Genomic DNA, 13878 nt, shown 5'->3' with positions numbered 1-13878 from the left:
AGGTCGCTGACCTATGGAGCTTCTATTCTCGCGCTCGGCCACATGCCGCGACCATACAAATTGCGCGGGTCGATTGCACGTTCGGGCGCTGGAAACCCGTAGAGCTTGCGCTGCACGGCCCAGTCGGTCGGTACGTTGGAATTGAGCAAGACTTTCCTGTTGAGACCGAGAGGTTGTGTTCCGTCGAAGACTGCGGTGACGATGTCCGGAGCGAGATAATTCAGGCGGATCAAACGTGCGAACTGCGCCGTGCGACAGCCATGGATCTTCGCCAACGCATCAAGGTCAAGCTCGCGGTGCTCTTCTACGAGCCGCTGCGCTTTGCGTGCGCTTCGAACGAGATCGACAAGCTTCTTGTCTGGCTTTCCTTTGCAGGATTCCTCTCGCGGATTGATGTGGAGCGATGGCCAGCGCTCCGGGGTCACTGCCCGTACGGCCACAACATGTTCGTACCGGGCATCGCTGCATGACCAGTTTGATGGACGCCCACGGAAACTCATTTCGCTCCTCCACTCTAGGTAGCGACGCACTTCCAGCATACGGAACTCGATCGAGACCTGGTCTTCGCCAAGTTCCACGCGATGTGCGATCGCCTTGAAAAGCTCATGCAGATGCGGCTTCGGGGTCGCCATCAATCGGTCGGAAGCCGCAGGCCCCTTTGCTGCCAATGTTTCCAGGTCTTCGCCGAACAAGCCCAACCCTTTTAAAGCCTTCCGTAGCTTGATGCGATCGCACAGGAATGCTGCGACTGCCGCCTAAACAACCTCATCAAGCTGGTCGGCGCTCGCACGATACTGCCGGAGAAATAGCTTCTGCGACCAGATGGCGTTGCTCGAGACGTAAGTTTTATAGAACTTGCCCCAATGCCACTTCAGGTCGAGCCGCATATGGCGCCCAAGATCGTCCCAAAGTAGGCCGGCAAGGAAGTGGTCAGTGTCGCGATTGTGAGGTCTGCGCTTTTTGCGTTCCTGGCAAATTATCTGCGCTTCGTCCCAGATATCGCGCGAGATGAGCGGCTCGTGCTCTCCGGGATAGGTCGTATCGTGCCCGCGAATTTCTCCGACATACATCGGATTCTGGACGATAGCGTAGACCGTGCTCGGTGATATCGCAGTTCCGCCACGCGGCTTGCCGCGCGGCGAGTATTTGACAGAGCTACAATATCTGCGCTCGCGCACCGCGGTCATGACCTTGGTGTAGCGCCGCGTTTTCAAGAACTCGTCGAAGATGAACCGGACGATCTCCGCTTCTGGCTCGTCGATCTTGAGACCGTCAGGGGTGGCAATGTAGCCAAATGGCGGCAGGCCACCATGCATCTTGCCATGCCGTTTGCGGGTGCGGATGCTGTCGCGCACCCTTTCCGCGATCAGCTCACGCTCAAACTGCGAGAAAGTTAGCAGCACGTTGAGGATCATCCGGCCCATGCTGTCGGAAGTGTCGAATGCCTGTGAGATGGACACGAGCGCGATGTTACGCCGATCGAAGATCTCAATCATTCGGACGAAGTCGGCGAGACTGCGCGTTAGCCGATCAATCTTGTAGACGACGACCACGTCGATTTCTCCCGCTTCGATATCCTGCATGAGCTGCGAGAGGGCAGGGCGATCCATTCCGCTCCCCGAATGACCGCCATCGTCATATCGGTTCGGTAGCTCGACCCAGCCTTTATATTGTTGGCTCGTAATGTATGCGCTGCTGATTTCGCGCTGCGTCACCAGCGAGTTCACGTCGTGCTCAAGGCGCTGATTGGTGCTCTTGCGGGTGTAGATTGCGCACCGTTTCAGCGGTGCGATAGTTTCGATACCCATTGACAATCTCCGACATTTTTTTTCGAGCCATCGCGCCGTTGCGATCTGCGGAGAAGACGCTAGCGCTGGATGCGGAGATTTATGCGGCTGTGCGAATACGAGTGCCTCCTTCACCCCGCAAAAACTGCTTTCCTACAGATAACCTATTTGGTTACCCCGTTGTCGAAGGAGGCAGAAATGCTGGAAATTGACGCGACTTTAATCACTGCTGTTGCAGCTCTTATCTCGGCTACAGCCACGCTGGTCTGGGCATTCAGGCGAGATACCAAGAGCGAGTGAGGGGGGAGAAAGACATGGACGGTCGAGGTAAAACGAGAACTCCATGGATTGCGAAAGCAGAATTCGCGTTCCTGCTGATCGTTCAAGTGGCCATGCTCATAGGTATCGTCGTGTTTCTCGCCTCTTCAGCGGTATCCGCGCATCCTGGCCGAACGGCCGCTGATGGGTGCCACAATGATCGCAAGAATGGCGGTCGACATTGCCATCGCGCTCCTTCTAGTAGCAAACCGACTAGGACCCCGAGCGGCGAAGTATACTATCCAAATTGCGCTGCCGCCCGAGCTGCCGGTGCAGCGCCGGTTCAACGAGGCCAGCCTGGCTATGGGCGCCATCTAGATCGCGACAACGACGGTATTGGGTGCGAGCGATGAGCTTCCTTCTCGCCATCCTGGCAGCGAGCTCTCCTACCGGGATCTGTCCTCCCTCAGGGGTGCGGATCACATGCGTCCATGATGGCGACAGCTTTATCGTAGAGCGCGAACGGATACGCATTGCCGACATCGATACACCAGAACTCGACGGGGCCTGCGAAAGCGAGCGCCGGCTAGCGGTGCGCGCACGCAATAGGCTTGTGACCCTTCTCAATTCAGAGCGCTAAAACATCATCCGCCAAGGTACCGATCGCTATGGCCGGACGCTCGCGATTGTCACGAATTCGCGGGGATCGATTGGCGACCAGATGGTGCGTGCTGGCGTTGCTCGAACTTGGTCTGGCCGCCGCGAGCCGTGGTGCTAGCTGCTTCGAGAGTTTACGAGGGCTCAGAAGAAATGACCCCGCTGGCGGTAACCAGTGGAGGTCGATCAATAGGTTAGCCCGTCACTCGCTGAGGACCAACAAAGAATGATCTTCGCAGTCCACGCAATAGTCTTGCTCGTCGGGAGCGATTCTATTTCCTCGTTCCGGAGTTAATTTGGAAAAGGAATTTCTGAGAGCTAATCGCCAGAGTTCCCAAAACGCTGCGAAGATGAGAAACCCGTACTGCTCGATTAGTGCACAGGGCGCTACCCACCTCGACTCTGTCACACGGTTGCATCGACTTAGACCATTACAATGATGGGCCCAAAGCAGCATAGATCGCCAAGTTATGCTGAGCCACCTGGGGACTTACGCATGAAAACTAGCTACTTCACGATGCTACTCGGCATAATGCCAGACTGAGCATAATACCAATGACCGCTACCGACTTCTCGAACCGTTTCGCCGCAGCCGCTTTCTCGCTGATCGTGACCGCCGCGATGTTTGCATACGCAATCGTTCCCGCCACCCCCTCGCTTGCCTGATCAATTCCGGCCAGGCGCACACACAAAGGACCCCCTCATCATGTTTACCAGTGACACCGCCACCCGCATTTTCGCCGCCGTTTTCTCGGTCGTGATTTCCACCGGCGTCTTTGCTTACGCGATTATCCCCGGCAGCCCGGCGATTGCCTAAGCCCACTCTTTTAAAAGGACCAACACGAATGTACTCTTTCTTCGAACTCTCCGGCAGCCAGGGTGTGCGTAGCGCCGTTGCCGCTGTCGGTTCGTTGATCATCACCGCGGTCTTGATGGTGCCGACCGTTTCAGGCGCTTTTCAACCCGCAAGCCCCGCCGTTCTCACTTTCGCAACAGGAGCCCTCGCATGAGCAATCTGACCAACAACAACGCTGGTCCGCCGTCCACCAAGTTTCGCCTCGACAAGCATAATGGCAAACTGTTCGGCGTCTGCTCAGGCCTTGCGAACTGGTCGGGTGTCGATGCGCTGGTCTGGCGTCTGGGATTTGTCGTGTGCACCCTTCTGGGTATCGGCTTCCCGATCCTGATCTATCTCGCAATCGCACTGATCGCGGACTGACGAGCGTGGCACCGCAAAGCTGAACCCGGTTTTCGGGCCAGCCACGCCCAACATCTGAGAAAACCGGGAAGGGGCCTTCATGGGCCCCTTTTGTTTTTGTCGCTAACATCCTGAAAATTCGACGCCGCAGGCGTCGCAAGGCCGACCGGCCGCCCGCAGCGGGTGCGCAGCGAAGCGGAGCACGTCTAGCGAGGACGCGGGCCCGGATGGGCCCGCGCAATCCTACATAGCGCTGATGCCGCCATCGAGTTTGATTTCGGCGCCGGTCATGAAGCGGCTTTCGTCGCTCGCGAGGTACACCACTGCATTGGCGATATCGTTGGGCTCGCCCACGAATTTAAGCGGGATCTGCCGCGCAAGCTTTTCCATCAGCACATTCTTGTCGAGCTGGTGCGCCTTGGCGGTGCCGTCGAGGATCGGCGTGTCGACAAAGGTCGGGTGAACCGAGTTCGAGCGGATCTGCATGTTTTTCTTCGCACAGTGCAGCGCGATCGATTTCGACAGCATCCACACCGCCGCTTTTGAAGCGTTGTAGGCGGGCATCGTATCGCTCGCGATCAGGCCGGCAATGCTCGAGATGTTGATGATCGAGCCGGGCGCATGTTCGCGCATCAGCGGCAGGGCCTTCTGGCACCCGTGAAAGATCGAATCGACATTAATCGAAAAGCACCGCTGCCAGTCGCCAAAGTCGCATTCCTCGATATTGCCGGGCACGCCGATCCCGGCATTATTGACGAGCACGTTGAGCCCGCCCATCTGCTCGCGTGCGGCATCGACGGCGGCTTCCCACTGGTCCGGGTCGGTCACATCGTGCGCGATGCTGAACGCGGTGCCTTCGCCCATCTCGGCATTGACGATCTCGGCGGTTTCCGCCGCTCCGTCGCCGTTAATGTCGGTGGCGAGCACACGCGCGCCTTCTTGTGCGAGCCGGATGCAATGCGCGCGGCCAAGCCCCTGCGCACCGCCGGTGACGAGGGCGAGTTTGCCTTCGCAGCGTTTAGTCATGTGATTGTCTCTCCCAAAAATTTCTCAGCCCCAGAAGCCCTAGGTAAGGAAACCGGGCGTCATAAGCATCGCCACGCGCACATCGACCCCGTGACCTGCCTCGCGCCACCTGGCGACGAAATCGGCAAGGCCATCAAGGGGCACGCGGTACACCTCGATATTCTCTTCTGAAATCCCGCCGCCTTCGCTGACCTTGGTGAGGCCGCGCGCGCGCAGCAGGGTGAAGCTTTCCGTCACCATTCCGGGTGAGGAATAAAACTCGCCAAGATTGGTCCAGTCGGACGCGGCGTAGCCTGTCTCTTCCTCAAGCTCGCGCTTGGCGGCTTCGATAGCGTGTTCGTCTTCGCTGCCGTCGTCGTCTCCGACAAGGCCAGCGGGAATTTCGAGGCAAAACCGGCCCAGCGGCACGCGGTATTGCCCGACCAGCAAAACGTGGCGCGTGCCGTCCGCATCCTCGTCAATCGCCATGATCGCAGCGGCGCGGATGCCGCGCGAGCGCCCGACATATTCCCAGCGACCGCGGGTCTTGGTGGTGATGAAGCGGCCTTCCCAGACGGCTTCCTCGCTGGCGTCGGCGTCCTTGTCGCGCACGAGCGCCCCAAAATCAGGTTTCGGGAAGTCGGGTGTCGGGATGTCAGTCATTGCCGAGAAGGCTTAGACTTCGATCAGCCGGTCGGGAAGCTCGTTTTCGTCAAATTCGCCGCGCGGGAAATGCTGCGAGAGGACAAAGCCGACATCGCGCACGCCTGCGGCCATGCCATCGGCGATGTGGCCGCGCCTGATATGGCTGAGCATGTCGCCCATCGCTTCGCCCCAGACCTCTGCATTGACCAGTTCAGCGATGGAATCGTCGGCGACAATCTCGGCGCGGTGTTCGCTCATCGAGAGGTAGATGAGAACGCCCGTGCGGCCATGCGTGCGGCGTTCCGCGCCGACCTTGAAGTGCTTGATCGCCTGCGCATGGCAGCGCGCGGTCTTGACCGGGTTGGGGATCATCCAAAATTTGAGCGCCTGCCACTGCTGGATAGCGAGCACCGCGATGAAGGTGATCAGGCCAAGAGCGATGGTCATGCTGGCAAGTTCGCCCGTAGTCCACTCATGGCTCCACCCGCCGATCAGCGCGTCGTAGAGGTCGAGGAACGGGGTGGGGAGGGCGGCAAACAAGCTCATCGCGGTAAAGCTTGCGCCCACTGCCCACCAAAGCGCGACGTCGCTGTATCCGTCGCTGCGATCGGCGAGCACGGTGACGATTTCACCCGCCGTGGTGAGCTCTGCGGCCCCGACCGCGTCGGAGATTTGCTTGCGTTCTGCGTCGTTCAAATAGGCCATGGTTTACCAGCCTCCCGAGGCGCCGCCGCCTCCGAAAGAGCCGCCACCGCCGGAGAAACCTCCGCCGCCGCTCCAGCCGCCGCCTCCACCGCCGCCGCCGCCGGACATGGCGCCGCGAGCGATGGCGCTGCCGATCTCCCACAGGATGATATTGCCGACAGCATCGCCAAAGCCGCTGTCGTCGTCGTCATCGTCGCGGCGCTTGCCCCAGGGGCCTTTGCCCTTCGACTTGTATTTGCGCCGTCTGCGCGAGCCGCGGATAATGGGAAGGATGAAGAAGAAAAAGAGGAAACCCATCCAGATCAGCGCGCCGATCGGGAAGCCACCATCGCTCTTGCGGGTCTCACCCGCCTCCTGCGCAATGCGCGCGGCCTCGTCGGGCGGCAGCTGCAGTTGCGCGACGATAGCGTCGGTGCCTGCGACAATTCCGCCCGGCATGTCGCCATCGCGGAAACGCGGGAGGATCTGGTTCTGGATGATCAGCGCCGAAAGCGCGTCCGTCAAATAGCCTTCAAGCCCGTAGCCGACTTCGATCCGGACCTTGCGCTCATTAGGCGCCACCAGCAGCAGCGCGCCGTCATTGCGGTCCGCATCGCCAAGGCCCCATTCGCGGCCCAGCTGATAGCCGTAATCGGAAATGTCATAGCCCTGAAGGTCAGGAACCGTCGCGACCACCAGCTGGCGCTGCGACTGTGTCTCCAGCGCTTCGAGCCTGGCGGTAAGCTCCGCTTCCTGCACAGGCGAGAGCAGGTCCGCATTGTCGACCACGCGGCCCGTCAGCGCGGGAAATTCCGGCTGCGCAAGGGCGGGGGACGCGACCAGCGCCCCCACACCTGCGATGATCAACAGGATCTGGCGTAGAAAGCCCATCGGGCTACCCCCGATCAATTCGACGTCATGTCGAGTTGCGGTGCAACCTCTGCGCCTTCGGTGACCGAAGTGTAGGGTTCAAGCGGCTCTGCGCCGTGGATGATGTTCGCGCCGATCGTGTCGGGGAAGGTGCGGATCGTCGTGTTATACTTGCGCACTGCCTCGTTATAGTCGCGAATGGCGACAGCGATCCGGTTCTCGGTCCCTTCGAACTGGCTCTGGAATGCGAGATAGTTCTGGTTGGACTGGATGTTCGGATAAGCCTCGAAACTTGCGAGCAGACGTCCGATGCCCTGGCTGATCTGGCCTTGCGCAGCGGCATATTCCTGCATCGCCTCGGCATCGCCAAGGTTATCGGCGGAGATGTTGACGCTGGTGGCACGGGCGCGCGCTTCGGTGACTTCGGTCAGGATTGCGCGCTCATTCTCCGCAGCGCCCTGGACGATTTCGGCAAGGTTGGGAATGAGGTTGGCGCGGCGCTGGAACTGCGCTTCGACATCGGCCCACTTGGCCTTCGCCTCTTCCTCGGCAGCGGGGACCGAGTTGATCCCGCAAGCGGCCAGCGTCAACGAAACGGCGGCCACCACAAAGGCGCGCCCAAACTTTGCAAGATTCATCAGTGTCCCTCCTAGGTTCGCGCCGAAGATGGGGATGGGATGGCGCGACATATCCTGTGTTAGTCATATAGCGCACCTCGGCCCGCTTTCAAGCCGGGTACAGCTTGGGCCGTGCGCTTGGCAAAGTCGATCCATCTTGCAACAAGCCGTCCTGAAACGCACTTTTGAGGGGACCAGAGATGCTGTCAGATTTCAAGGAATTCATCGCCAAGGGCAACGTCATGCAATTGGCTGTCGCTGTCATCATCGGCGGCGCTTTTGCAACCATCGTGAAATCGCTGACCGACGAGGTCATAATGCCTGTTGTCGGCGCAATTTTCGGCGGGGCGGATTTTTCGCGTTACTTCATCCTCCTCGACGTTCCCGAGGGATATGAAGGCGCGATGGACGATTACGTTGCATTGAAAGAGGCGGGCGCAGCGATGATCGGGTATGGCTCTTTCGTCACGGCGATCATCAACTTCCTGATCCTCGCCTTCATCATTTTCCTGCTGGTGCGGTACACCATGAAAATCATGGAGCAGATCGCAAAGAAGGAAGAGGAAGCGGCTCCCGAGGAACCCGCAGGCCCGACCGAGATCGAGTTGCTGACCGAAATCCGCGACAGCCTGAAAAAATAGGCCACATTTTCGCCGGAATTATGGAACCATCGGACCTGTCCGTGGATTGATGCCCTTGAACGCGCGGGAAGAGTGCGCGGTCTCAAAGGTTAATTTTCAAAGGAATTGATGATGCGTACCCTTATTTTTGCAGCCGCTGCGGCAACTCTCGCTCTTGGTGCATGTGCCGAAGCTCCCAATGAAGAGCAGTCGGACATGATGGAAGACCGCGCTGACGCCGTCGACGATATGGCCGAAGACATGCCGACCGAAGCGCAGGAAGATGCGATGGAAGACAAGGCAGACGCGATCGACGATGCCGCTGACGAAGTGGACACGGTCGGCTAACGCCCGCGACAACGCCGCAAGCGCGTTGAAACGTTAACGAAAAGGGGCAGGCCTTAGGTGGTCTGCCCCTTTTCTTTTGGGTCCGTAATCCCTATATCCCTTGCGTTCGCTTCGGCGGACTATGGCGATAAATTGCTGCGTGCAATAGGCACAACGGACCCGGGGGCAGTACCCGGCGGCTCCACCACAAAACCCGGTTTTTCGGGATTTCTGACGGGGCCGAACTAGGATCGACGTGGGCTGAAAAGCGTAGTTTTTGCTCGGGCTGAGTAACCCGTAATAGGCTCATTCTCATAAGTGCCAACGATAACGAAGCACTCGCAGTTGCAGCGTAATTCTAAGGCCTAACGGTCTGAATTTACAAAGCTAAGCGCGGTTGGACCCACCGGGCAACAGAAGCGGATTCCGGGGCTCCGGGGGTAGCTAGCAACAGAAACCCCCACTCACATTTTGCAAAGGTCGCTGCCGTGAAGAATGTGTTTGCCAAGATCGGACTGCCGGCTCTCGGTATCGCCGCTTTGACAGCGCTCGCAGCGCCATCCCCCGCCATCGCTGAAACCTATCAGGAATACCTTTCGCGCCTGCGCGATGTGTGTTCGGCTGAGTGCAAGAAGCCCGGTGCCTTTCAGCGTGCCGCGCGGCAGCGTAATCCGGGCGACACCGGTGATATGGCGGTCATAATGGACGTGGTTTCGGTCCGACGCAGCGGCGACAAGTTTCAGCTGCTCTCGATGAATTTCGAGGACAATCCGCTGATCGAAGTCGCGCTTCTAGGAGCAGCAGGCCTCAACGTTGCGGGGCGAAGCCGGGTGGGTGGAATCCCAGGTTTGCGCGGCGGGCGAACTCACCCCGATCTCATCATCATCGAACTTGACGAACAGGCGTTCCACGACATCCTTAATGTAACGGAGCCGTTGGTGGGCGGAGAAATCAAGCACGCCTCCGCTGAAACGGAAGGTACAGAGATCGTCGTTGAAGGAGGCCGCAAGCGCGAAGTGATCGAGCCCTCGCTTACGACCTTACGCACCTATTTCCGCAATCGCCGGGTCGTTGTTAGAGGCCAGCCGCGGCTTGAGCCTGTGCTAATCGGCGCGCGCCGCGATTTTCGTCGCAAGCAGGTGACACTGGTGGTCGACAACCCAGACGATGTCGTGCTGCTGCCGCGATATGACGAGGATGGCGAGCCGGTTTTCGATTCGGCTGAGTGACGGCGCCCTATCGCGTGGGCGGTGAGGGCGGAGCGGAGGCGTTCTGCGCCTCGATCTGCGCCTTCAGTTCTTCCAGCTCTTTCTTCGCCTTGAGCGAATCCAGAATGGCCGCGCCCGCCAGCAGGACCGCGGTGCAGGCGGCAAGGAAAAGCGCTTCGCCCCAGTAGCTGGGATATTGATCGAGATAGGCCGAGCCGCGCGCGGTTGCGCCAAGCGCCAGGGCGTAGATGATCACGAACGCTTCGAAGCGATTCTTGATCACGAACAGCCTTCCGATTTTTCGCAGCATCACAACTCCAATCGTTAATCCGTAAACCAGCAATCCTCGTGCCAAGTTCCAAACCCGGCGCACGGCGGTGGTTAACGTTGAAAGGAGTGTAAGCGCATCCGACGCGCGCACGCAAACGCATTAACGTTGATTACTTGAGCTCGCCCAGGTCGAGCGCGGTGAGCAGTGCTTCGCGAGCGGCCACCACCTGCGAGGTTAATGCAGCGCTTCCCAGATCAGCCGGGTCGATCTGTTCGGGCCACGTCTCGGATATGACCTTTTCGAGAAGGTCGGCCTTGGCCTCGTCCAGCATGAAGCGCGGATCGACAGTCGCCGGATCGCACACCACGCGGAGGCGCAGGCAGGCGGGACCGCCGCCATTGGCCATCGACTGGCGGACATCGACCGGGATCACCTCACGGATCGGGCCGTTGGAGGCCATCATCTGCTCGCAATAGGCCCAGACGCTTGGGCTTTCGCGGCATTCTTCGGGCACGATTAGAACCATGCCGCCGCCTGCCCCGGACGCCGATCCGGGGTCGGGTAGCGTCACAAGCTGCGCGTTGAACAGATATGTGCGGATCGCCTCTTCAAGGCTGACCGCAGCGGATGGCACTTCCACGACCTCAAGAGCCGGGAAGGCCGCGCGGATCGCGGCATAGGCGCCCTGCTGATCAGCAAATGCTTCCTCGTGCGTGAAGAGAACACGCTTGTTGACGACCGAGACGACGTCATTGTGAAACGCGCCCGCTTCGATCGCCGCCGGGTTCTGCTCCACGAAAACGCACTTTGCCGGATCGAGCCCGTGTTTGCGAGCGACGAGGCGGCTGGCCTGTTCGTGCTGGCGCGCGGGGAATTTGCCGCCGGTCTTGCCGTAGACGAAAAGTTCGACGCCCTCGCTGCCATGACCCTCGCAGAAACGCCCGTGATTGGCAGCGCCCTCATCGCCGAAGGTGGGGGGAACGGGGCCGTGGACGACAAAATGATCCGGGTCGCCAAAGGCGATGTCTAACTGGCGCAATGTGTCAGGCCACTCCTGCGCACGGTGGAGCATGGTGATGAGGTTGGCGACGGTCAGGTGGCACTTGCCATCCTTCGTATCGGGGGCTGGCGATACGGTGGCCGCGTTCGCGGTCCACATGCTGGACGCCGACCAGGGAGCGGCGCGCAATTGCGGCGCTTCGGTCCCGTCATAGGCGAGTACGTTTTCAAGCAGCGCATTGGGGCGAGGCAGCGGCAGCAGGAAACCCTGAACACCTAGTCGCGCCAGATTGCCGCGCATCTTCGCCACACCCTGAAGCGCAGCGGCGCGCGGGTAGGATGGGTCGCCCTTGTGGCTCGCGCTGGCGATGTTGCCGAGGCTGAGGCCTGCATAATTGTGCGAAGGGCCAACGATCCCGTCGAAATTGATCTCGCGCAGATTGAGGTCTTTGGGGCTCATCGCGCCACGCTCCACACCGTGTCGCCTTCGCTAACATCGAGAGCATCCGCTGCCGCCGCGTCGATGGCCACGCCGCCTTCGCCATCGAGCTGGCGCGCGCCGTAGCAGGCGCGGAACGTCTCAAGCCGCCCGGTGGCAAGGATCGCGCGCTCGCCTTCGCCAAGGTCGCAGCTGACCAGCCTGGCCTCGACCGAGTTCTTGACGCTAGTGACCTCATCGGTGCGCGCAACCATGCTCGGCCCTCCATCGAAGATGTCGACATAGCCGTCATAGTGGAAATTCTCGTTCTCGAGCATCCGCATCGCGGCGCGGCCCGTCGGGTGCGGCACCCCGATCACGCTGCGCGCGTCTTCGGAAAGCATCGAGACATAGACGGGGTGCTTTGGCATGAGGTCGGCGATGAACTGGTTGCCGTTGATCGCGTTGAAATAGTCTGCTTCCTGAAAGCTCATCCCGAAGAAGCGTCCGGCAACCCCGTCCCAGAAAGGCGATCCGCCGCGCTCGTCGATGATCCCGCGAAGCTCTGCAAGGATGCGGTCGGCGAAGCGCTTGCGGTGCATCCCGACGAAGAGATAGCGGCTGCGTGCAAGCAGAAGGCCTAGGCCTCCTGCACGTTCATTCGGGTGAAGGAACAGCCCGCCAACCTCGCTCGATCCCTCAAGATCTGTGACCAGGCTGAGCAATTCGGCGCGGACCGTCCGGTCGAGCTCCTGCGAATACTGAGTGAGCGTGGTGAGGCGATAGGAATAGAACGGCCATTGCTGACCGACCTTGGTCATCAGCTGGCACGTGCCCACGACCTTGCGGGTCGAGAGGTTTTCAAGGACCAGCACGAATTGTTCATCCGCCAGCTCTTCTTCGGTGTTGGCGAACGCTTCTTCTGCGCGCTCAAGCTTGGCCGTGAGGGCAGGGCGGTCGGGTGGCAGGTTGGTAAACCCTCCGCCGGTCAGCTTTGCCATCTCGTAAAGATGTTCAAGGTCGGATGTGCGCGCAGCGCGCAGGCGGTAAGTCAATTCAGGGCCCCCTGAGATACGCGATCGATCACGCGCGCTGAAAGCGCGGCGCGTTCGGCGAGACTGTCGGTAATCAGAAATTCGTCTGCGGAGTGGATTGAGCCGCCGCGCACGCCCATCGTGTCGACCACGGGCACACCGCAGGCTGCGATATTGTTGCCATCGCACACGCCGCCGGTTGATTGCCAGTTGATCACTTGGCCAAGCTCCGCCCCGCATTCGCGAACAAGGTCGAACAGCTTCTGCGCCTGTTCGTCGACCGGCTTGGGCGGGCGGGTGACGCCTCCATGGCGATGGGTGGAAACCTCATGGTCCCGCTCAATAGCGCCGAGCAAGGCGCTCAAATCCTTGTCGAATCCTTCCATCGCCTCGGTGCTTTTGGGGCGAATGTTGAAGCGCAGGATCGCGTGATCGGGCACCACGTTGTTCGGGCCGCCGCCTTCGAGCTTGGCCGGGTTGACGGTGATGTCCTCGCGTTCCAACCCTTTCAGTTTCAGGATCAGATCGGCAGCCGCCACAATCGCGTTGCGCCCTTCATGCGGGTTGCGACCCGCATGCGCGCTCTTGCCGGAGAAGGTGATCGAGTAGTTCCCCGTCCCGCCGCGCGCGTGGGCAAGCGTGCCATCGGGCAAGGCGGCGGGTTCATAGGTAAGCGCGGCGAGCTTCCCGCGCGCCATTTCCGCGATGAGGTCCGCGCTGGCGAGCGATCCGGTTTCCTCGTCCGAATTGAGCATCACGTCATAGCCAAGCGAACCCGCCGACGCCGTCTCCTCGAACGCCATCAGCGCGTGCAGCATCACCGCGATTCCGCCCTTCATGTCGGCAACGCCGGGGCCGTTGAGCACGCCATCTTCGAGCCATGTCAGCTTCTGGAAGTGGTGATCGGCCGGAAAAACGGTGTCCATGTGTCCGGTCAAAAGGATGCGGCGATTGGCGGTTGGACGCACGCGCAGGACAAGGTGCTGGCCGTGCGCCTTTTCAAATTCGCTGCCATCAGCGGCAATCGCCGTGACCGGCGCAGGATCGACCAGTTCGACCTCTCCGGGCAAAGCTGAGAAAGCCTCAGCCAGAATGGCGGCCTGTTTTGCAAGGCCATCCACATTTGCGGTTCCGGTGTTGATTTCGCACCACGACCGGACCTGATCCAGCATTGCCCCTGCGTCAATTCGGGCGTCGATTTGATCGGAGTTTCGAGGTTTCATTGGAAACCACCTCTAGCGGCGGAAATCTCTAAGTCCAAGGCGTTGCAAAACCCTCGT

20 protein-coding genes and 1 other RNA gene are annotated in these 13878 nt (G+C 60.1%); 10 read left to right on the top strand and 11 right to left on the bottom strand.

Annotated features, from left to right (window positions below):
• Positions 1–11 precede the first annotated feature (11 nt).
• The gene (locus tag CD351_RS12895; RefSeq protein WP_162627723.1) at positions 12–692 is read right to left on the bottom strand and encodes a hypothetical protein; all 681 of its coding nucleotides are present in this window, start codon (positions 690–692) and stop codon (positions 12–14) included.
• A gap of 63 nt (positions 693–755) precedes the next feature.
• Positions 756–1808, bottom strand: coding sequence for a recombinase family protein (locus tag CD351_RS12890; protein WP_111993009.1), 1053 nt, complete (start codon positions 1806–1808; stop codon positions 756–758).
• 293 nt (positions 1809–2101) lie between these two features.
• Here CD351_RS12890 and CD351_RS12880 point away from each other — a divergent pair, with 293 nt between their 5' ends.
• The 6 genes from CD351_RS12880 (at position 2102) to CD351_RS12870 (ending at position 3921) form a co-directional block, all read left to right on the top strand.
• Entirely contained in the window at positions 2102–2458 is a 357-nt protein-coding gene (locus CD351_RS12880) for an excalibur calcium-binding domain-containing protein (RefSeq protein ID WP_199797876.1), read from the top strand.
• A complete protein-coding gene (locus CD351_RS15975) occupies positions 2455–2685 on the top strand; it encodes a thermonuclease family protein (RefSeq protein ID WP_234027135.1) in 231 nt (76 codons plus the stop codon). The genes CD351_RS12880 and CD351_RS15975 overlap by 4 nt, the downstream gene beginning before the upstream one ends.
• 3 nt (positions 2686–2688) lie before the next feature.
• On the top strand, positions 2689–2823 hold the full coding sequence (locus CD351_RS15970) for a thermonuclease family protein (RefSeq protein ID WP_369880815.1): 135 nt from the start codon (positions 2689–2691) through the stop codon (positions 2821–2823).
• A gap of 434 nt (positions 2824–3257) precedes the next feature.
• Entirely contained in the window at positions 3258–3368 is a 111-nt protein-coding gene (locus CD351_RS15890) for an enoyl-CoA hydratase (RefSeq protein WP_199797875.1), read from the top strand.
• Positions 3369–3408: 40 nt separating this feature from the next.
• The gene (locus tag CD351_RS15885; RefSeq protein ID WP_007164806.1) at positions 3409–3519 is read left to right on the top strand and encodes a hypothetical protein; all 111 of its coding nucleotides are present in this window, start codon (positions 3409–3411) and stop codon (positions 3517–3519) included.
• A gap of 189 nt (positions 3520–3708) precedes the next feature.
• Positions 3709–3921: a PspC domain-containing protein gene (locus CD351_RS12870; protein ID WP_007164804.1), complete on the top strand. Its 213-nt coding sequence runs from the start codon at positions 3709–3711 to the stop codon at positions 3919–3921.
• Positions 3922–4143: 222 nt separating this feature from the next.
• On the opposite strand, the gene CD351_RS12865 is transcribed toward CD351_RS12870, so the two are convergent.
• From CD351_RS12865 to CD351_RS12845, 5 genes are all read right to left on the bottom strand, one after another.
• Positions 4144–4926 carry an SDR family oxidoreductase gene (locus tag CD351_RS12865; protein WP_111993007.1) on the bottom strand — a complete coding sequence of 261 codons (783 nt, stop codon included), beginning with the start codon at positions 4924–4926 and terminating at the stop codon, positions 4144–4146.
• Between the two features lie 39 nt (positions 4927–4965).
• On the bottom strand, positions 4966–5517 hold the full coding sequence (locus tag CD351_RS12860; protein ID WP_111993752.1) for an NUDIX hydrolase: 552 nt from the start codon (positions 5515–5517) through the stop codon (positions 4966–4968).
• Between the two features lie 63 nt (positions 5518–5580).
• Positions 5581–6255 carry a TPM domain-containing protein gene (locus tag CD351_RS12855; protein ID WP_111993006.1) on the bottom strand — a complete coding sequence of 225 codons (675 nt, stop codon included), beginning with the start codon at positions 6253–6255 and terminating at the stop codon, positions 5581–5583.
• Between the two features lie 3 nt (positions 6256–6258).
• Positions 6259–7125 (bottom strand): YgcG family protein, encoded by an 867-nt coding sequence (locus tag CD351_RS12850; protein WP_111993005.1) that lies wholly within the window; start codon positions 7123–7125, stop codon positions 6259–6261.
• 14 nt (positions 7126–7139) lie between these two features.
• The gene (locus tag CD351_RS12845; protein ID WP_111993004.1) at positions 7140–7742 is read right to left on the bottom strand and encodes a LemA family protein; all 603 of its coding nucleotides are present in this window, start codon (positions 7740–7742) and stop codon (positions 7140–7142) included.
• Between the two features lie 179 nt (positions 7743–7921).
• Between CD351_RS12845 and mscL the strand changes: the two genes are divergently transcribed.
• The 4 genes from mscL to CD351_RS15760 all read left to right on the top strand — a co-directional run bounded on the left by mscL (position 7922) and on the right by CD351_RS15760 (position 9897).
• Complete coding sequence (gene mscL, locus CD351_RS12840) at positions 7922–8362, top strand: large conductance mechanosensitive channel protein MscL (protein ID WP_111993003.1); 441 nt, start codon at positions 7922–7924, stop codon at positions 8360–8362.
• Positions 8363–8473: 111 nt separating this feature from the next.
• The gene (locus CD351_RS12835; RefSeq protein ID WP_234027133.1) at positions 8474–8689 is read left to right on the top strand and encodes a hypothetical protein; all 216 of its coding nucleotides are present in this window, start codon (positions 8474–8476) and stop codon (positions 8687–8689) included.
• 65 nt (positions 8690–8754) lie between these two features.
• Positions 8755–9133, top strand: a transfer-messenger RNA (tmRNA) gene (ssrA, locus tag CD351_RS12830).
• A gap of 23 nt (positions 9134–9156) precedes the next feature.
• A complete protein-coding gene (locus CD351_RS15760; RefSeq protein ID WP_162627722.1) occupies positions 9157–9897 on the top strand; it encodes a hypothetical protein in 741 nt (246 codons plus the stop codon).
• A gap of 7 nt (positions 9898–9904) precedes the next feature.
• Here the strand turns inward: CD351_RS15760 and CD351_RS12825 are convergent, their stop codons facing one another.
• The 4 genes from CD351_RS12825 to CD351_RS12810 form a co-directional block, all read right to left on the bottom strand.
• Positions 9905–10186 carry a hypothetical protein gene (locus CD351_RS12825; RefSeq protein ID WP_111993001.1) on the bottom strand — a complete coding sequence of 94 codons (282 nt, stop codon included), beginning with the start codon at positions 10184–10186 and terminating at the stop codon, positions 9905–9907.
• A gap of 130 nt (positions 10187–10316) precedes the next feature.
• Entirely contained in the window at positions 10317–11606 is a 1290-nt protein-coding gene (locus CD351_RS12820; RefSeq protein WP_111993751.1) for an N-succinylarginine dihydrolase, read from the bottom strand.
• Complete coding sequence (locus CD351_RS12815) at positions 11603–12619, bottom strand: arginine N-succinyltransferase (protein WP_111993000.1); 1017 nt, start codon at positions 12617–12619, stop codon at positions 11603–11605. The genes CD351_RS12820 and CD351_RS12815 overlap by 4 nt, the downstream gene beginning before the upstream one ends.
• Complete coding sequence (locus CD351_RS12810; protein WP_111992999.1) at positions 12616–13821, bottom strand: hydrolase; 1206 nt, start codon at positions 13819–13821, stop codon at positions 12616–12618. The genes CD351_RS12815 and CD351_RS12810 overlap by 4 nt, the downstream gene beginning before the upstream one ends.
• Between the last annotated feature and the right edge of the window lie 57 nt (positions 13822–13878).

Origin of the sequence: Erythrobacter sp. KY5 (genome assembly GCF_003264115.1) — a bacterium.
GTDB lineage: Bacteria > Pseudomonadota > Alphaproteobacteria > Sphingomonadales > Sphingomonadaceae > Erythrobacter.
This window is presented reverse-complemented; position numbering and strand designations above follow the sequence as displayed.